The organism is Kribbella jiaozuonensis, assembly GCF_005233875.1.
Classification (GTDB): Bacteria; Actinomycetota; Actinomycetes; order Propionibacteriales; family Kribbellaceae; genus Kribbella; species Kribbella jiaozuonensis.
This window is the reverse complement of the sequence record NZ_SZPZ01000006.1, coordinates 316,051-333,081: the sequence shown is the minus strand read 5'-3', so window position 1 is coordinate 333,081 and position 17,031 is coordinate 316,051. Positions and strand designations below refer to the sequence as shown.

At 67.9% G+C, this 17,031-nt stretch carries 16 protein-coding genes; 11 read left to right on the top strand and 5 right to left on the bottom strand.

Annotated features, from left to right (window positions below; all coding sequences use genetic code 11):
* Together FDA38_RS36945 and FDA38_RS36940 are read left to right on the top strand one after the other, a co-directional pair.
* Complete coding sequence (locus tag FDA38_RS36945) at window positions 1-1,236, top strand: Nramp family divalent metal transporter (protein WP_137258823.1); 1,236 nt, start codon at window positions 1-3, stop codon at window positions 1,234-1,236.
* A 19-nt stretch (window positions 1,237-1,255) separates the two neighbouring features.
* The gene (locus FDA38_RS36940; RefSeq protein WP_233715146.1) at window positions 1,256-2,032 is read left to right on the top strand and encodes a metallophosphoesterase; all 777 of its coding nucleotides are present in this window, start codon (window positions 1,256-1,258) and stop codon (window positions 2,030-2,032) included.
* Here the strand turns inward: FDA38_RS36940 and FDA38_RS36935 are convergent.
* Window positions 1,997-2,569: a TetR/AcrR family transcriptional regulator gene (locus FDA38_RS36935; protein WP_137258821.1), complete on the bottom strand. Its 573-nt coding sequence runs from the start codon at window positions 2,567-2,569 to the stop codon at window positions 1,997-1,999. The genes FDA38_RS36940 and FDA38_RS36935 overlap by 36 nt on opposite strands.
* Window positions 2,570-2,654: 85 nt before the next feature.
* Here FDA38_RS36935 and FDA38_RS36930 point away from each other — a divergent pair, with 85 nt between their 5' ends.
* Together FDA38_RS36930 and FDA38_RS36925 are read left to right on the top strand one after the other, a co-directional pair.
* The gene (locus tag FDA38_RS36930; protein ID WP_137258820.1) at window positions 2,655-3,710 is read left to right on the top strand and encodes a saccharopine dehydrogenase NADP-binding domain-containing protein; all 1,056 of its coding nucleotides are present in this window, start codon (window positions 2,655-2,657) and stop codon (window positions 3,708-3,710) included.
* A 29-nt stretch (window positions 3,711-3,739) separates the two neighbouring features.
* Window positions 3,740-4,117: a DUF427 domain-containing protein gene (locus FDA38_RS36925; protein ID WP_137258819.1), complete on the top strand. Its 378-nt coding sequence runs from the start codon at window positions 3,740-3,742 to the stop codon at window positions 4,115-4,117.
* On the opposite strand, the gene FDA38_RS36920 is transcribed toward FDA38_RS36925, so the two are convergent.
* Window positions 4,104-4,871: an alpha/beta fold hydrolase gene (locus FDA38_RS36920; RefSeq protein WP_137258818.1), complete on the bottom strand. Its 768-nt coding sequence runs from the start codon at window positions 4,869-4,871 to the stop codon at window positions 4,104-4,106. The genes FDA38_RS36925 and FDA38_RS36920 overlap by 14 nt on opposite strands.
* 104 nt (window positions 4,872-4,975) lie before the next feature.
* Here FDA38_RS36920 and FDA38_RS36915 point away from each other — a divergent pair, with 104 nt between their 5' ends.
* The 3 genes from FDA38_RS36915 to FDA38_RS36905 all read left to right on the top strand — a co-directional run bounded on the left by FDA38_RS36915 (window position 4,976) and on the right by FDA38_RS36905 (window position 9,881).
* Entirely contained in the window at window positions 4,976-5,758 is a 783-nt protein-coding gene (locus FDA38_RS36915; protein ID WP_137258817.1) for a GNAT family N-acetyltransferase, read from the top strand.
* Between the two features lie 153 nt (window positions 5,759-5,911).
* A complete protein-coding gene (locus FDA38_RS36910) occupies window positions 5,912-8,194 on the top strand; it encodes a helicase-associated domain-containing protein (RefSeq protein WP_137258816.1) in 2,283 nt (760 codons plus the stop codon).
* 46 nt (window positions 8,195-8,240) lie between these two features.
* Complete coding sequence (locus FDA38_RS36905) at window positions 8,241-9,881, top strand: DNA repair helicase XPB (RefSeq protein ID WP_137258815.1); 1,641 nt, start codon at window positions 8,241-8,243, stop codon at window positions 9,879-9,881.
* Here FDA38_RS36905 and FDA38_RS36900 read toward each other — a convergent pair.
* Genes FDA38_RS36900 through FDA38_RS36890 form a run of 3 tightly spaced genes read right to left on the bottom strand, consistent with a single transcriptional unit; the run spans window position 9,870 to window position 12,621 of the window.
* Window positions 9,870-10,580, bottom strand: coding sequence for a FadR/GntR family transcriptional regulator (locus FDA38_RS36900; RefSeq protein ID WP_233715145.1), 711 nt, complete (start codon window positions 10,578-10,580; stop codon window positions 9,870-9,872). The two genes, FDA38_RS36905 and FDA38_RS36900, sit on opposite strands and share 12 nt — an antisense overlap.
* A gap of 26 nt (window positions 10,581-10,606) precedes the next feature.
* A complete protein-coding gene (locus tag FDA38_RS36895) occupies window positions 10,607-11,542 on the bottom strand; it encodes a dihydrodipicolinate synthase family protein (RefSeq protein ID WP_137258813.1) in 936 nt (311 codons plus the stop codon).
* Window positions 11,543-11,556: 14 nt separating this feature from the next.
* The gene (locus tag FDA38_RS36890; RefSeq protein ID WP_137258812.1) at window positions 11,557-12,621 is read right to left on the bottom strand and encodes a sialidase family protein; all 1,065 of its coding nucleotides are present in this window, start codon (window positions 12,619-12,621) and stop codon (window positions 11,557-11,559) included.
* A 47-nt stretch (window positions 12,622-12,668) separates the two neighbouring features.
* Between FDA38_RS36890 and FDA38_RS36885 the strand changes: the two genes are divergently transcribed.
* From FDA38_RS36885 to FDA38_RS36870, 4 genes are all read left to right on the top strand, one after another.
* On the top strand, window positions 12,669-14,291 hold the full coding sequence (locus FDA38_RS36885) for a type 2 periplasmic-binding domain-containing protein (protein ID WP_137258811.1): 1,623 nt from the start codon (window positions 12,669-12,671) through the stop codon (window positions 14,289-14,291).
* On the top strand, window positions 14,291-15,235 hold the full coding sequence (locus FDA38_RS36880) for an ABC transporter permease subunit (protein ID WP_137258810.1): 945 nt from the start codon (window positions 14,291-14,293) through the stop codon (window positions 15,233-15,235). The genes FDA38_RS36885 and FDA38_RS36880 overlap by 1 nt, the downstream gene beginning before the upstream one ends.
* Window positions 15,232-16,119 carry a carbohydrate ABC transporter permease gene (locus FDA38_RS36875; RefSeq protein WP_137258809.1) on the top strand — a complete coding sequence of 296 codons (888 nt, stop codon included), beginning with the start codon at window positions 15,232-15,234 and terminating at the stop codon, window positions 16,117-16,119. The genes FDA38_RS36880 and FDA38_RS36875 overlap by 4 nt, the downstream gene beginning before the upstream one ends.
* A 100-nt stretch (window positions 16,120-16,219) precedes the next feature.
* On the top strand, window positions 16,220-17,008 hold the full coding sequence (locus tag FDA38_RS36870; RefSeq protein WP_137258808.1) for a phosphatase PAP2 family protein: 789 nt from the start codon (window positions 16,220-16,222) through the stop codon (window positions 17,006-17,008).
* Window positions 17,009-17,031 lie beyond the last annotated feature (23 nt).

Genomic DNA, 17,031 nt, shown 5'->3' with positions numbered 1-17,031 from the left:
ATGTACGCACCGGCGCCGCTTCGGCGGCAACTGAGCCGGTCCGGGCTTTTGCTGCTCGGGCCGGCCTTTGTTGCGGCCGTTGCGTATGTCGACCCGGGGAACTTCGCGACCAACATCGCGGCCGGCGCTACGTACGGTTACCTGCTCTGCTGGGTGGTCGTCGGCGCGAACCTGATGGCCGTCCTGGTGCAGTACCTCGCTGCCAAGGCGAGCATCGCGACCGGGCGGACGTTGCCGCAGCTGTGCCGTGACCACTTCCGGCGGTCGACGTCGACCGGGCTGTGGGCGCAGGCCGAGGTGGTGGCGATCGCGACCGACCTGGCCGAGGTCGTCGGCGGCGCGATCGCGCTCAACCTGCTGTTCAAGATCCCCCTCCTGCTCGGCGGAGCGATCACCGGCGCAGTCTCGTTCGCATTGCTGATCTACCAGTCGAAGCGCGGGCAACGCCCCTTCGAGGCAGCGATCATCGGCCTGCTCGCCGTCGTACTCATCGGCTTCGTCGTCTCGACGGCAAAGTCGGACCCGTCCGCGTCCGGCGTGGTCGGCGGCCTCGTGCCGCGCCTGGACGGGACGCAGTCGCTCGTGCTCGCGGCCGGCATGCTCGGCGCGACCGTGATGCCGCACGCGATCTGGCTGCACGGCGCCCTGGTCACCGACCGCCACTGGAAGAGCATCCGCTCCCAGGAAGGCAAATCCCGCGTACTGCGTGCCACCCGCCTGGACGTCGCGATCGCCATGGCGCTGGCCGGCGCGGTCAACCTGGCAATGGTCGTCCTCGCCGCCGCCGCACTGAAGGGCTCCGGCGCCGACTCGCTCGACGCAGCCCACATCGCGATCGGCGACCGCCTCGGCCAACTCCCCGCCCTACTGTTCGCGCTCGCCCTGCTGGCCAGCGGATTTGCCTCCTCCTCGGTTGGGACGTACGCCGGTTCCGTCATCCTCGACGGCTTCTGGCAGCGCCGCGTCCCGCTCGCAGCCCGCCGCCTGATCACGCTGATCCCGGCCCTGCTGGTCCTCGCCATCGGCATCGACCCCAGCCGCGCACTGGTCGTCTCGCAGGTCGTCCTGAGCTTCGGCATCCCCTGCGCGCTCTGGCCGTTGGTGAGATTGACCGCATCCCGGCGCGTCATGGGTAACCTCGTCAACCGCTGGGCGACTACTCTCGCCGCATGCCTGGTAGCGACCGCCGTCACGGCCCTCAACGTCGTACTGATCGTGCTGACCATTCGGGGATGACGTGACCCGGGTGTTCGCCGTGAGCGACATCCACGGCCACCTGGAGAAACTGACCGCCGCCCTGCACGACGCCGGCCTCACCGATGCCGACGGCAACTGGGCCGGCGAGGACGCCCGGCTGTGGTTCCTCGGCGACTTCTTCGACCGCGGCCCGGACGGCATCGGCGTACTGCGCTATGTCCGCGGCCTGATCGACCAGGCACCGGACGGCGCGATCCAGATGCTGCTCGGCAACCACGAGATCCTCGCGCTGGGGATGCGGAAGTTCGACGACACGTTCGTCCCGCACGACGGCCTCACCCTGCGCAGCTTCGAGCGTTCCTGGGCCCTGAACGGCGGCCAGGACCGCGACCAGGAGCTGCTCACCGACGACGACGTGGCCTGGCTGCTCGACCGGCCGATGATCGCGCTGGACGCCGGCCACCTGCTGATGCACTCCGACACCGCGGAGTACGTCGAGTGGGGCGACTCGATCGACGCGATCAACGCCGCGGCGAGCGCCGAGCTGCACTCCGACGACATCGAGGTGTGGTGGGAGATCTGGCGCCGGATGACGTCGCGGTACGCGTTCCGCGGTGACGGCGGGCCGGAGATCGCCCGCATCCTGCTCGAGCACCTCGGCGGTCACCGGATCGTGCACGGGCACAGCATCGTGGCCGACCAGCTCGGCATCGACCCGCAGTACCTGACCGAGCCGCTGCTGTACGCCGACGGTCTCGTGCTCGGCATCGACGGCGGTGCGTTCGACGGCGGACCCTGCCTAGTCGTCGAGCTGGAAGAGCTCTCCGCGGAGTGAGCCCACCACGGCGTCCAGGCAGGACCGAAAGGTCCGCTGCCCACCGCCGTCGATCCAACGACTGAAGGCGTTCTGGAACACCGCCGACCCGACCTGCGCGACCAGCGCCGCATCCTCCGGCGACAACCCGCGCTCTTCGAGGCCACTGCGCAGGGCGTCGGTGACTGAGGCCAGCTTGGTCCGCTCCCGCTCCTGCAGCTCAGGACTGGCCGCGATGACAGCACGCCGTACGTCGGAGTTCTCAGCGATCTCGGCCAGCTGAGCACCGATCACCTCGGCCGCCTGGAGCACGGCCGGCCACGGGGCTACGGCCGGATCGACTGACCGGATCGCCTCGATGACGGCTGGGGCGAGGCGCTCCGAGCCGGCGAACAGGACCTCGCGCTTGTCCGGGAAGTAGCGGAAGTACGAGCGCCGGGTCAGGCCGGCGTGCTCGGCGATCTGGTTGACGGTCACGGCGTCGTACCCGTGCGCGGAGTACAGCTCGAGGGCGGCCTTGCGCAGCCGCTCCTCCGCACCGGGATCCCATCGCGCCATGGGCCCGAGCTTAGCGTGACGTCCCACAGTGTCATCAATCGTGCTACGGTCGATGATGACACCCTGAGACATCACTGGAGAGCTGATGACGATCTGGATTCTTGGCGCGACCGGGCGGACCGGCCGCGAGATCGCGACCCGCGTCGCCGCCCGCGGCGGTGCGCCGGTGCTGGTCGGGCGGAACGCGGATCGCCTCCGCAAGACCGCCGCGGATCTCGGCCTCGACGACGTACTCGTGACCGATGACCTGCCCGGCGAGATCGCGCGGCGTCGGCCGACCGTCGTCGTCAACACCATCGGCGGGTACGCCGACACCGCCGTACCGATCGCGCGGGCCTGCCTGCCGGGTGGGCATTACGTTGACCTGGCCAACGATCTGGTCGCGATGCCGCGGCTGCTGGCGTTGCACGACGAAGCGGTCGCGGCGGGGAGCACGTTCGTGACGGGTGCGGGGTTCGGCGTACTGGGGGTCGAGTCGGTCGTCGCTCATCTCTGCGCGGACCGGCCGACGCCGAGCCACGTGCGCGTGGATGCATTGCCGTCGGTCGCGATCGAGGGCGGTCCGTTGGGTGAGGCGCTGGCGCGGTCGATCGTTTCCGGGCTCACCACCGGCGGGCTGGTATTCGAGAACGGTCAGCTGACGAAGGCCCGGTTGGCGGCTGATCCGCGCGAGCACGCGCTGCCGGACGGGCAGACGGCGAAGTCCGCCGGCGCTCCGACCGGCGAGCTGCTCGCGGCTCAGCTGTCGAGTGGTGCGCCGTCGGTTGTTTCCACGTCGGGCTTGATGCCGACGGCACCGATCGTGCGGGTGGTGTTGCCGGCGGTCGGTGCGCTACTCAAGATCCCGGCGGTACGACGATTCGCCGTACGCCGGATGGCTGCGATCGAGGGCAAGCCGACGCCGCGTCCGCGGGAGCACTCGTGGGGACATGCGATCGTGACGTGGTCCGACGGCACCACGCTGGAGGAGTGGCTGCGGGCGGGGGACGCGATGGAGTTCACCGCGAGCGCGGTCGCGGAGACCGCCGTACGGCTGGCTCGCGGCGAGGGCCAGGCCGGTGCGTACACGCCCGCCCGTGCCCTCGGCGCCGAACTCGCGGAAGCCGCGGGCGGGACGTTCCTTACCTCTACCTGGGAATGAGTCCGCGGCGACCGGGGTTGTCAGCAGGTATGGCGGAGAAGACTGTGAAGATTCCTGGGCCGGACCACCCGATCACCGTCGGGAAGAACCCGGACCGCGTGGTCGTGAAGGTCGGCGACCAGGTGATCGCGGATACGCACGACGCGCTGTCGCTGCAGGAAGCCAACTACCCGGCGGTGCAGTACATCCCGCGGAAGGACGTCGACCTCACGCAACTCGAGCGGACCGACCACGAGTCGTACTGCCCGTACAAGGGCGACGCGGCGTACTACAGCGTCCTCCCCGCCGGGGCGGACGGGGTGAACGCGGTGTGGACCTACGAGCAGCCGTACGACGCGGTCGCGGACATCCGCGAGCACGTCGCGTTCTACCCCGACAAGGTGTCGATCGAGATCATCGCCGACTGACGAAGTCGGTGAGGACCGGAGCGAGCAGCTCCGGTGGTACGACATGGCTCTGGCCCGCGAGCTCGACGAGTTCGGCCGCGGGCAGGATCGTCACGATCCGGTGCGCCGCGTCGACCATGAACGGCGCCGACGCCGTCCCGGCGAGGACGAGCGTCTCTGGCTTGATCGTGCGGAGCAGCTCGACCGGAGTACCGGTGCCGGCGTGGCCGTGTTCCATCACGGCGAAGTCGTAGGCCAGCGTCGGCGCGCGGTCGGCAACAGTCGGCGCGTATTCGAGCGCGGCCTGCTTGGGCAGGCCCGTCATCATCAGGAACAGCTCGACAGCCTCCTGGTTCTGTCCCTCGCGGATCCGCTCGAGGACCTGCTCGCCGTCGTCTGACGGGTCCACGTCGTCCGGCCCGTACGGCGGCTCGTGCAGCAGGACGTGCGTGAACGGCAGTCCGGTGCTGGCTGCGATCGCTGCGAGTCCGGCGCCGGACGAGTGCCCGTAGATGGCCGCCGTACCGCCGAGTGCCGTCACCAGGGCGGCGATGTCGTCCACCTCGCGCTCAACGGCGTACGGCGTGATGTCGCCGGAGTCACCGCGACCGCGCCGGTCGTACGTCACCACGTCGAAGTCGCTGGCCAGTACGTCGGCCAGCGGCCGGAGCGATTCCCGGTCGCACAACGCTCCCCCGACCAGGACCAACGGGTGCCCGCTGCCCAGCCGGTCGTAGGCGATCCTCGTACCGTCCGCTGACGTCACTGTCTGCATGCTGTCCTCCAGTTTGGCGTTGACGAACGTGACGTCGGAGCCGATCCGCAGCTTTCGACATATCCGTTGGCGGTTGACCGGACTGAGTGATTCACTGCGTTTCGATGATCACCAGAGTCGACACCTACCTCCATAGCGTCCCGCTGTCCGGTGCAGTCGCCGAGCAGGTCGGACCATTCACCCTGTTCCGCAGTACGACGGTGTGGCCGTACTACGCGCGCCCCGTGCCGGGCTCCGATGTCACGATCAAGCCGGACGACGTCGAGCTCGTGCGGGCGCGGTGTGCCGAGCTGGAGATCCCGCTGAGCTTCGAGTGGGTCGTGGACACCTGTCCGTCGCTGGGACCGGCCGCAGCTGCTGCGGGCCTGACTGTGGTCGAGCATCCGTTGCTGGTGCTCGAGCGCGACGACTTCCGACCTGTTGTGGCTGATGCTCGGGTGGAGATCCTGTCTGCCGACGAGGACGTGGTCCGGGCGGCCCGGGCGGTGGCCAACCTGGCGTTCAGCGACCCGGGTACTGCGGTCGGCGCGGCTGGGCCGGCGGAGCGGGACGCGGCCGCCGCCGAGACGCGGGACGACATGGTGGCGACGCTGTCCGACCGGGCACGCCGGGGTATCTCGGTCACGGCTGGAGCGTTCACCGACGACGGCATGGTCGCCAGCGGAACCCATCAACCGGTCGACTCCGCCACCGAGATCGTCGGCGTCGGCACCCTACCGTCGATGCGTCGCCGCGGGCTGGGCGCAGCCGTAACGTCCGCACTGGTCGAGCACGCCCTCTCGCACGGCGTGGACCTCGTACTCCTGTCAGCCGAGTCGGACGCCGTAGCAGCCGTCTACGAACGCGTCGGCTTCCACCGAATCGGAAGCGCCGGAGCAGCAGAGTGACCGGCAGCCCGACCTCCCGCCTCGTCGTACTACGCGGAAACTCGGGCTCCGGCAAATCCACCAGACCGGTCCGGAGAGTTCACTGGACCAAACCGTGGGTCAGATCCTGACCGACCTTGGGGTGGAGACCGACGGGGCCGTACCGTTGTAGGGATGAGCACTTCCGAGCCGACCCGCCCCCGTACCCTCGCTGAGGCGTTGCGGACGTGGGATGACGCCGGGCTCGGTGAGCTGCTGCGGCGGCGGCCGGATCTGGCGCTGCCTATTCCTGCGGACACCGGGCAGCTGGCGGCGCGGGCGACGAGCAACGCGTCGGCCGCGCGGGCCGTCAACCGGCTCGACGAGTTCGGAGTGGATCTGCTGGAGTCGCTGTCCGCTCTGCCCGAGCCGGTCGACTTGGAGGCGCTGGCCCGGGGTGTGGATCAGCCGGTGGCGGTGGTCCGGCCGCGGGTGACCGAGTTGCTCGACCTCGCGCTGGTGTGGGGCACCGAGGACGACCTGCGCCCGATCCGCGCCGTACACGAACTGCTCGGTCCGACACCTGCCGGCCTCGGTCCGGTCACCACGCGGCACTTCGGCGATCTGGACAAGCTGATCGAGGAGGCCGGTCCGGATGCGAAGGCAGTGCTCGACAAGCTGACCTGGGGTCCGCCGACGGGTTCGGTGGAGAAGGCGGAGCGCCCGGTGACGATCGCGTCCGCCCGTACTCCGGTGGAGCGGTTGCTGGCGCGAGGTCTCGTCGTACCGAAGGATCCGAACACCGTCGTACTGCCAAGGCAGATCGGGCTGCACCTGCGTGGTGGACGTGTGCTGGCGTCGACCAGGCCGACGCCGCCGCCGTTGGACGGCAAGAAGGTGTCAGCCACGATCGCCGACCGGGCCGCGGCCGGCGCCGCGCTCGACCTCGTGCGGCTGGTGGACCGGGCGCTGGAGCAGCTGGGGACCGAGCCGCCGCCCGTACTGCGGACCGGTGGCATCGGCGTCCGTGAGCTGCGCAACGTGGCCGGGAAGATCGGTGCGGAGGAGCAGAACACCGCAGCGGTCCTGGAGATGGCGTACGCCGCTGGACTCGTTGCAGCAGTGGAGGTTGGGACCAGCGAGCTATGGCTGCCCACCGGCGCCTACGACGACTGGCTCGAGCTGGACCTGGCGCATCGGTGGGCCCAGCTCGTCATCGCCTGGTTCTCCGGACTGAGGGCGATCGGACTGATCGGTCGGCGGGACAGCGGCGCTGGTACGGCGGCTGCACGCGAGCGGCTGATCAACGCGCTCGCGCCGGACCTGGAGCGGTTGCTGGCGCCGGAGATCCGCGTGCTTGCGTTGCAGGCGCTGGCCGGAGCTGGTGCTGGTACCGCGCCTGCTCCCGAGACTGTGGTGACTTGGGTCGCGTGGCACCGGCCTCGGCGTGGTGGGCAGTTCCGGGACGACCTGGTCGAGTGGAGCGTGTCTGAGGCCGCCCTGCTCGGGCTGACCGGTCTGGGTGCGCTGGCGAGTCATGCCCAGCCGCTGCTCGGTGCTGAGCCGACTGCTGACGAGCTGGCCGAGGCGATCAGCCCGTTGATGCCGGAGCCGGTGTCGGAGGTGCTGCTGCAGGCTGACCTGACTGCTATCGCACCTGGTCCCCTGGTGCGCGTCGTGCAGGACGAGCTGTCCGCGATGGCAGATGTCGAGTCGGACGGCGGTGCTGGGGTCTATCGGTTCAGTGAGAGCTCGGTGCGGCGCGCGTTCGACCTCGGGCGTACTGCGGATCAGCTGCACACGTGGCTGGTCGAGCACTCGCGTACTCCGGTGCCGCAGCCGCTCACGTACCTCATCGACGACGTTGCCCGACGGCATGGCGTACTGCGGCTTGGCACGGCGTCGACGTACTTGCGGTGTGACGACGAGACCGTGCTGACGCAGCTGCTCAACTCGAACCTGCCTGGTGTCCGCTTCCGTCGGTTGGCGCCGACCGTGGTGGTATCGCCGTCGCCGCCGGACATAGTGCTGGCCCGACTGCGGGACGCCGGACTGGCGCCGCTGGCGGAGACGTTCGACGGGGCGCTGCACGTGACGGGTACGCCGCGACGTGGTGAGGCGCCACGACGCCGTACCAGCAGGGACTTCAACGAGAGCGCGTTCGACCTGACCGACGACCAGGTGAAGGCCGTCATCGAGAAGGTCCGCGCCGGCGACCGCATCGCCGCCGAACGCCCCGACGACCAGGGCCTGGTCGAACCAGCAGCCCCCGCCGAAACCATCGCCGTACTCACCAACGCGGCGGAGTCCCACAGCCGCACCTGGATCGCCTACGTCGACCACAACGGCACCTCATCCGAACGCATCGTAGAACCGGTCCGAGTAGCCGACGGCTGGCTGACCGCCTACGACGACACCACCGACAACCCCCGCACCTACGCCCTCCACCGAATCTCCGCCGCCCGAGGCGTCGATTGACCGCTCAGGCACAATGGAAGGTCGGGGCGAGATTGAGGAGTAACGGGTGACAGACGGTCCACTGATCGTGCAGTCGGACAAGACGTTGTTGTTGGAGACCGCACATGCGGAAGCCAACGAGTGTCGGAAGGCTATTGCGCCGTTCTCCGAGTTGGAGCGGGCGCCGGAGCATGTGCACACCTATCGGCTGACGCCGCTGGGGCTGTGGAACGCCCGTGCCGCGGGGCACGACGCGGAGCAGGTGATCGACGTACTGCTGCGCTACAGCCGCTACCCGGTCCCCCACTCGCTGCTGGTCGACATCGCCGAGACGCTCGACCGGTACGGGCGGCTGCGGCTGGAGAAGCACCCGCAGCACGGACTGGTACTGGTGACCACCGATCGGCCGGTGCTGGAGGAGGTGCTGCGCAGCAACAAGGTGAAGCCGATGCTGGGCGACCGCATCGACGACGACACCGTCCTCGTGCACCCGTCGGAGCGCGGTCACCTCAAGCAGACCCTGCTGAAGCTCGGCTGGCCCGCGGAGGACCTGGCCGGATACGTCGACGGCGAGGCGCACAAGATCGAGCTGGCGCTGGACGGCTGGGAGATGCGTCCGTACCAGCAGCAGGCGGTCGACTCGTTCTGGCACGGTGGTTCCGGTGTCGTCGTACTGCCCTGTGGCGCCGGTAAGACGATCGTCGGCGCGGCTGCGATGGCACAGGCGTCCTCGACCACGCTGATCCTCGTCACGAACACGGTGTCCGCACGGCAGTGGAAGGACGAGCTGCTCAAGCGCACCAGCCTGACCGAGGAGGAGATCGGCGAGTACTCCGGTGCGCGCAAGGAGATCCGGCCGGTCACGATCGCGACGTACCAGGTGATGACGACGCGCCGGAAGGGCGTGTACTCGCACCTGGAGCTGTTCGACGCCCGCGACTGGGGCCTGATCGTGTACGACGAGGTGCACCTGCTGCCCGCACCGATCTTCCGGATGACCGCGGACCTGCAGACCCGGCGCCGGATCGGTCTGACCGCGACGCTGGTCCGTGAGGACGGGCGCGAGGGTGACGTGTTCTCGCTGATCGGCCCGAAGCGGTACGACGCGCCGTGGAAGGACATCGAGGCGCAGGGCTGGATCGCGCCGGCGGACTGCATCGAGGTCCGGGTGGATCTCGAGCAGACCGAGCGGTTCGTCTACGCGACCGCCGAGCCCGAGGACCGCTACCGGCTTGCCGCGTCGACGCCGGCGAAGTCCCGGCTGGTACGGCGGATCGCCGAGCATCACGCGGGCGAGCCGCTGCTCGTCATCGGTCAGTACATCGACCAGCTGGACGAGCTGGGTGAACGCCTCGAGTGCCCGGTGATCAAGGGCGAGACGACGGTGAAGGAACGGCAGCGCTTGTTCCAGGCCTTCCGGACCGGTGAGATCAACCGGCTCGTGGTGTCGAAGGTCGCGAACTTCTCCATCGACCTTCCCGAGGCGTCGGTCGCCATCCAGGTCTCCGGCACCTTCGGCTCCCGCCAGGAAGAGGCCCAGCGCCTCGGCCGAGTCCTACGCCCCAAGGGCGACGGCCGCACCGCCCGCTTCTACTCCATCGTCGCCCGAGACACCATCGACGCCGAATTCGCCGCCCACCGCCAACGTTTCCTAGCTGAGCAAGGCTATGCGTACACGATCGTCGACGCGGAGAACCTATTCGCCTAGGCGTGTATGGATGCCGTTGAAGTGGCTTTTCATGGAGTGGGCGTAGGTGTCGGGGTTTGCCGACTCCAAGGCGTTGAGGAGGTCTCGGTGCCAGGCGGCGGCGTCTGCGGGGGTGTAGCGGGCGCCGGGGAGGCGGGCGTCCACCTGGGCGAAGGTGCGCCAGAAGACCGACAGTAGGTCGATCACGAGGGCGTTGCCGAGAGGTTCGTAGAGCGCCTGGTGGAAGGCCCAGTCCTCGTCGGGGAAGTACTGCCCGTCGCCGGCCTTGGCCTCCATCCGCTGGACGATCGGCTCCAACGTGTCGTACCCGTACTGCTTGAAGTGTGCGACCACGTCGTCCGCCAGACCGACCTCGATGGCCTGGCGGACCTCCAGGACGTTCTGTACGTCGCGGAGGTCGCCGGCCATCGACTGGGACATGCGGAACGCGAGTCCGTCCTCGAGCGACTGCAGGTTCACCTCGCCGACGTACGTCCCGTACCCGTGCCGGATCTCGATGATCCCGACGGCCTGCAGCGCCTTCATCGCCTCCCGCAGCGGGTGCCGGCCGACGCCGAGCTGCGCCATCAGCTCCTGCTCGTTGGGCAGCGGGTCACCCGCCTTCAGCCCACGCTCCAGGATGTACGACTTCATCGCATCCCGGATGAAGGACTGATTCCCCGCCGCACCTCGTGCCCGGCTGAGCCCACCCGTTGTCACTGCCGGCCTCCCTTGGTTAGGACCGCTCAGTGTAATCCGGCGCGGTCCAGGAGTGGCCGGACCGCGGCGATCTCCGTGTCGTTCAAAGGAATACATGGGTACGCCGTCACCGGACTGTCGATCACACCGAGCAGATGCAGCCCGGCCTTGAACGCACCGAGCGCGGCCGAGCTCGCGCCCATCCGCGACCGGTCCGCGACGTTGATGATGTCGAACAGCCGGAACAGCCGGTCCTGCTCTGCCCTTGCCGTTGCCGCGTCACCTGCGACGGCCGCCTTGAAGAGCCGCACATAACCAGCAGGATCCACGTTCCCCAGACCAGGTACGACGCCGTCGACGCCGAAAGCCAGTGCGGAGTCAACCGTTACCTCGGACCCGGTCATGATCGCGAAGTTCTCCAACTGCTTCTCGCGACGGGACAACACCAGCTCGCGCAACGACGTCTCCTGGCCGGACGAATCCTTCACGCCAGCGATCACGCCCTGCTCGCCCAGCGAGATCACGACAGAGGCCGGGAGCTTGGCGCCAACCCGGGAAGGGATGTCGTAGGCATAGAGCGGAGTGTCGCCGGCCTGCGCGGCCAACCGAGTGAAGTGGCGTTCGATCTCCGCCCGGTGCGTGGCGGCGTAGAACGGAGCCGTGGCGACCAGCGCGTCCACACCGGCCTTGAGAGCAGCGGAGACGTGCGCGGCGACCCGGTTGGTCGATGTGTCGATGACGCCGGCCAGCACCGGCACCTGTCCCGCCACCTCCGCCACGGTCGTCTCCAGCACGACCTGCCGCTGCTCGTCGGTCAGGAACGTGCCCTCACCGGACGTGCCGAGCACGAACACCCCGTTCACACCCCCGGCCAACTGGTACTGGATCAGCCGCGCCAGCGATGCGGTGTCGACGTCGTACGACGGGGTGAGCGGAGTGACGAGCGGCGGTACGACGCCGGTCAAACGGGCGGATGCGGTCAAGGGGTCTCCCAACCTCAAAGGGCGAATGTGGCAAAGCGCAAGGTCGCGAACGAGGACGTCTCACCGGCCTCGTAGAAAATGCCGACCGAGCCGTCTGACAGCAGTACGAGATCGGAGTAACCGGCCATGCCCTCGTGCACGACCAGAGCCGGCTCCCACGACACACCGGAGTCCTCGGAAACGAAGAGGGTCAGCTCCCGGCGCGAGGACGGGTTGACCGGTGTCGACAGCAGCAGCCGGCCGTCCGGCAAGCAGACGACGCTCCCCTGGATACCCGGTGCGGTGATCTCGGGAATCCCGGCGTACGGCGCATCGAGCGTCTGACCGCTGTCGGACGACCAGGCGTGCACGCGGGCCGGTCCGGTGCCCTGGTGGTTGCGGGCGTTGAAGTAGAGCCGTCCGTCGGGCAGCTCGGCCACCGTGGTCTCGTTGGCATTGATCTCCGCGCCGTCATTGCGGTCGACGAAGCCGACGGACCAGCTCACCCCACCGTCATCGCTGTAGATGCAGTGCCCGCCGTTGAGCCGGATCAGATCGTCCACCGGCTCGGATGGCACGAACGAGTGGTTCGCCGGTACGACGAGACGCCCGGACCGCAGCGTGATCCCGTGGCAGGGCCCGGTCGCGTACCAGCCCCAGTCCGCCGGCTTGACCTGCGAAGTGATCTCCACGGTCGGCGTCCACGAAGCACCGTCGTCCGACGAGCGCTGCACGAACACACGCCGCCCGGACTCCGGATCGGTGCCGCGGGCAAGCGACATCTCGACAGCGTGCGCGCCGTTCTCCACCGTGACCAGTACGACGTCGCCCGACACCGGGTCGAACAGCGGCACCGGGTTCCCACAGGTCTTGCCGGCCTTGGCCGACACCACCTGCAGCGGCAGCCAGGTCTGCCCGCCGTCCAGCGAACGCCGCAGGACGATCTCGATCTCACCCGCGTCACCGGACCCGTGCAGCCGTCCCTCGCAGAACGCCAGCACCAGCGAACCCCGCGCCACCACGGACGGGATCCGGAATGTGTGGTAGCCGCTCCCGGCGGGGTCGAAGACGATTTCCATCGCGCCGACTCTTGAAGACATAGGACGTACTATGTCATGGTGTGGCCCTCCGATGGAAGTGAGGCCCAATGCCAGTCAGCAGAAGAACTTTCCTCGGCGGTGGCCTGGCCGCCGCCGCTGTCGCGGTCACGGGTACGCCGCTGCTGGCGGGGTGCGCGTCGGACAAGAAGAACACCGCGGCCGCCAACTCGGCGGTGAAACTGCCCACGTACACGAAGTACGGCGAGATCAAGCCGGACCTGCCCGGCACCGACGTGGTGCTGGACGGGTTCCTGAAGTACCCGGCGAGCCCGGTGAAGGCGATCACCGACGTCCCCGGCGACGGCAAGCCGATCACGTTCATGACCAACATCCCGGGCGCGATCCCGCCGTCGGTCGACAAGAACCAGTTCTGGCAGGAGCTGAACAAGCGGCTCGGCTCCGAGCTGCAGATCAGCATGGCGTCGAACGACGAGTACAACGACAAGTTCGCCACCCGGATCGCCGGCGGCGACCTGCCGGACATCCTGAACGTCCCGCCGGGTACGCCGCAGATCCCCGGACTGCTCAAGGCCAAGGCGATGGACCTGACCGAGCACCTGTCCGGCGACGCGGTCAAGAAGTACCCGTTCCTGGCGAACATCCCGACCGAGTTCTGGAAGGGCTGCGTCTTCAACGGCGCGATCTACGGCGTCCCGGTGCCGCGCGGCATGTCCCGTACGTCGCTGCCGCTGTACCGCACCGATCTGCTCGCCGCGAAGGGCATCAAGGACCCGGCGCCGAAGAACTTCGAGGAGTTCTTCGACATCTGCAAGGAGATGACCGCGGCGAAGGAGAACCGCTGGGCGTGGACGCGGGTGCCCACGTCGTACATCCGGATGATGCTCGGCCTGCCGAACAACTGGAAGCAGGAGGGCGGCAAGTTCACCTCGGTGTTCGAGGCGGACGGCAACGAGGACGCACTCGAGGCGAGCCGCAAGATGGTGGCCGCCGGCGTCATCAACCCGGACACGTTCAGCGCCAAGGCGGCCGCCCGCAAGCAGTGGTTCAACGGCGGTACCGCGGCCTTCGACTACGACAGCTTCGTGGCCTGGAACCAGTACTACTCCGACAACACCGCGGGTGACGCGTTCGGCGTCAACATGCTCGACGTACCGGGCTTCAGCAGTGGTGACGGCAAGGTGTGGATGGGGGCGGCGCTGAACAACGTCACCGCGTTCAACAAGTCCACCAAGCACTCCGTGGAGACGCTGCTCAAGGTGGCGAACTGGATGGCCGCACCGTTCGGCACGGAGGAGTACCTGTTCCGCAAGTACGGCGTGGCGGGCCGGCACTACTCCATGCAGGGCACCGACCCGGTCCCGACCAAGACCGGCGTCGTGGAGACGGGTATCGGCCTGCAGTACATCTCCGACTCGACGCTGGCGCTCTACTGGGCCGGCAAGCCCGACGTACCGCAGAAGCAGCACGCGATCCAGCAGAAGGTCGCGGACCGGCTCGTGTACGACGCGTCGTACGGGCTGTACTCCGACACGATGTCGAAGCAGTGGGGTCAGCTGACCGGCGTACTGACCGACCTGGAGAACCAGATCGTGCAGGGCAAGAAGCAGGTGTCCGAGTGGGCGCCCGCGGTCAAGACCTTCCTGTCCTCGGGCGGTGAGAAGATCCGCGGCGAGCTGCAGGACGCCTTCACCGCGGCAGGCGGGAAGTAATGCTGCAACGATCCTCGAAGCGCCCGCAGCAGCAGCTGAGCCTCGGCCGGCGGCTGCTGCGGGACCGCGTCCTGCTGCTGTTCGCGCTGCCCGGCTGCGCGCTGATCATCGTGTTCCACTACGTGCCGCTGCTGGGCAACGTGATCGCGTTCAAGGACTACCAGCCGTTCCTCGGCATCACCAGCAGCGACTGGTCCGGCTGGGCGAACTTCGGCGTGATCTTCAACGGCGACCCGGCGTTCCTGCGGGCGCTGAAGAACACGCTGATCCTCACCTGCCTGCAGTCGATCTTCGTGTTCCCGGCGCCGATCCTGCTCGCGCTGCTGCTGAACTCGCTGTTCTCCGAGCGGATCAAGCGGATCGCGCAGAGCATCCTCTACCTGCCGCATTTCATGTCCTGGGTGATCGTGGTCGCGCTGTTCCAGCAGATGCTCGGCGGCAGCGGGTTGCTGAACAACTACCTGCGCTCGCACGACCTGGCCACGATCAACATCATCGGGAACTCCGAGCTGTTCCACGTGCTGCTGACGTCGCAGATCATCTGGAAGGACACCGGGTGGGCGACCATCCTGTTCCTGGCCGCGCTGTCCCAGATCGACTCGCAGCTGTACGAGGCGGCGAGTGTGGACGGCGCGAGCCGGATGAAACAGCTGTGGCACGTCACGCTGCCCGGACTGCGCGGGATCATCATCCTGCTGTTCATTCTGCGGCTCGGTGACTCGCTCACCGTCGGGTTCGAGCAGATCATCCTGCAGCAACAGGCGGTCGGCCGGGACGTCAGCGAAGTACTCGACACGTACGTCTACAACAACGGCGTACTCGGTGGGGCCTGGGGTGTCGCGGCCGCGGTCGGACTGGTGAAGGGCGTCGTCGGCGTGATCCTCGTTCTCACCGCGAACAAGGTCGCCCACATCTTCGGCGAGCAAGGGGTGTACCAGCGATGAGTACCAAGATCGTCCAGGGCGTGCCGATGCCCGGCTGGCCGATGCGGGCCTTCAAGGGTCTCGTGCTGCTGGTCTTCTGCGCGGTGGTGATCATCCCGTTCGTCGGCGTGATCTCGACCAGCGTGGCGCCGAACAAGCAGATCAACGAGTCCGGCGGCCTGGTGCTGTTCCCGAAGTCGGTGAACTTCGCGGCGTACGAATCGCTGTTCGCCGGCGGCGTGGTGACGCAGGCGCTGTTCGTCAGCATCTTCGTCACCGTGATCGGCACCGTCCTCAGTCTGACCGTGTCGTGTCTGCTCGCGTACGCGCTGGCACGGCCCTCGTTCACGGCCGGGCGGCCGATCCTGCTGATCGTGCTGTTCAGCATGCTGTTCTCGCCGGGCATCATCCCGACGTACCTGACCGTGAAGGGCGTCGGGCTGCTGGACAGCATCTGGGCGCTGATCGTGCCGACGATGATCAGCGCGTTCAACGTCGTCGTACTGCGGGCGTTCTTCATGAACCTGCCGAACGAGATCACCGAGAGCGCCCGGATCGACGGCGCGGGTGAGCTGAAGACGTTCACCTACATCGTGCTGCCGCTGTCGAAGGCGGTGCTGTCGGTGATCGGTCTGTTCTACGCAGTGGCGTACTGGAACGCGTTCTTCTCCGCACTGCTGTACCTCAACGACTCCAAGCTCTGGCCGTTGCAGCTGGTACTGCGGACGTACGTCATCAACGACACGCAGCTGGGCAGCGCCGAGCTGGGCACCGAGCTGCTCCCGCCGCAGGCGTCGATCCAGATGGCGATCCTGGTCGTCTCGATCGTGCCGATCCTCGTCATCTACCCGTTCCTGCAGCGGCACTTCGCCAAGGGCGTCCTGACCGGCGCCGTCAAGGGCTGATCACAGCTCCGTCTCAAAGTGCCTTTCGGGGGTTGCCCAGGGCAACGCCAGGGTTGCGCCTGGGCAAACCCTGTGGGAACGGCGGGTACCGTCGAAAAGTATGGGGATCGAAGCGCTGGAGCGGGTGGGGCAGGGTGGCGAACAGCAGCAACGAGGGGTCCAGGTCTTCTGGAGGGTGGTCCGGGAAGCAGTCCTGTTGGCCACCCTCTTCCTCGTCTACAGTGCGGGCCGGCAGATCGCGGCCCGGCATACCGGCTCCGCGTTCGACCACGCACACGAGGTGTTGTCGTTCCAGAACTGGCTGCACCTGCCGAACGAGGCCACGCTCCAGCAATGGGCGCTGCAGTTCCCCCACCTGGTCCAAGGCGCCAACATGTACTACGCGAGCGTGCATGCACCGCTGACCGCCGCCGTACTGCTCTGGCTGAGCATCTGGCGGCCGAAGGCGTACTCGCATGTCCGGTGGACGATGGTGTCGCTGACCGGACTGGCACTGGTCGGTCACATCGTGTTCCCGCTGGCGCCGCCGCGGATGATGCCGGGCTTCGTCGACACCGGTCTGCGGTTCGGTCAGTCCGTGTACGGCCCGGACCACACCGGCGGGCCGGCGAACCAGTTCGCCGCGATGCCGAGCCTGCACGTCGGCTGGGCGGCTCTGATCGCGTTGTCGATGATCCTGATCACCAGGTCCCGCTGGCGCTGGTTGTGGCTGCTGCACCCGATCATCACGTTCAGCGTGGTCGTGGTGACCGGCAATCACTACTGGCTGGACGGCATCGTCGCGCTACTCCTCCTCGCGGTAAGCCTGCCGTTCCTGCTCCGGTCCGGGCTGCACGCCGACAGGCCGCGCTCGCGTAATTCGGTACCACCGCGGAAGGTGCTCAAGTAACGTAGCTGGGCTCCCCCACTGCT

Coding starts and splice junctions, on each gene's coding strand:
- FDA38_RS36945 (WP_137258823.1), top strand. CDS start 1: ATGTACGCACCGGCGCCGCTTCGGCGGCAACTGAGCCGGTCCGGGCTT.
- FDA38_RS36935 (WP_137258821.1), bottom strand. CDS start 2,569: ATGGCGCGATGGGATCCCGGTGCGGAGGAGCGGCTGCGCAAGGCCGCC.
- FDA38_RS36930 (WP_137258820.1), top strand. CDS start 2,655: ATGACGATCTGGATTCTTGGCGCGACCGGGCGGACCGGCCGCGAGATC.
- FDA38_RS36925 (WP_137258819.1), top strand. CDS start 3,740: ATGGCGGAGAAGACTGTGAAGATTCCTGGGCCGGACCACCCGATCACC.
- FDA38_RS36920 (WP_137258818.1), bottom strand. CDS start 4,871: ATGCAGACAGTGACGTCAGCGGACGGTACGAGGATCGCCTACGACCGG.
- FDA38_RS36915 (WP_137258817.1), top strand. CDS start 4,976: ATGATCACCAGAGTCGACACCTACCTCCATAGCGTCCCGCTGTCCGGT.
- FDA38_RS36910 (WP_137258816.1), top strand. CDS start 5,912: ATGAGCACTTCCGAGCCGACCCGCCCCCGTACCCTCGCTGAGGCGTTG.
- FDA38_RS36890 (WP_137258812.1), bottom strand. CDS start 12,621: ATGTCTTCAAGAGTCGGCGCGATGGAAATCGTCTTCGACCCCGCCGGG.
- FDA38_RS36885 (WP_137258811.1), top strand. CDS start 12,669: ATGCCAGTCAGCAGAAGAACTTTCCTCGGCGGTGGCCTGGCCGCCGCC.
- FDA38_RS36880 (WP_137258810.1), top strand. CDS start 14,291: ATGCTGCAACGATCCTCGAAGCGCCCGCAGCAGCAGCTGAGCCTCGGC.
- FDA38_RS36875 (WP_137258809.1), top strand. CDS start 15,232: ATGAGTACCAAGATCGTCCAGGGCGTGCCGATGCCCGGCTGGCCGATG.
- FDA38_RS36870 (WP_137258808.1), top strand. CDS start 16,220: ATGGGGATCGAAGCGCTGGAGCGGGTGGGGCAGGGTGGCGAACAGCAG.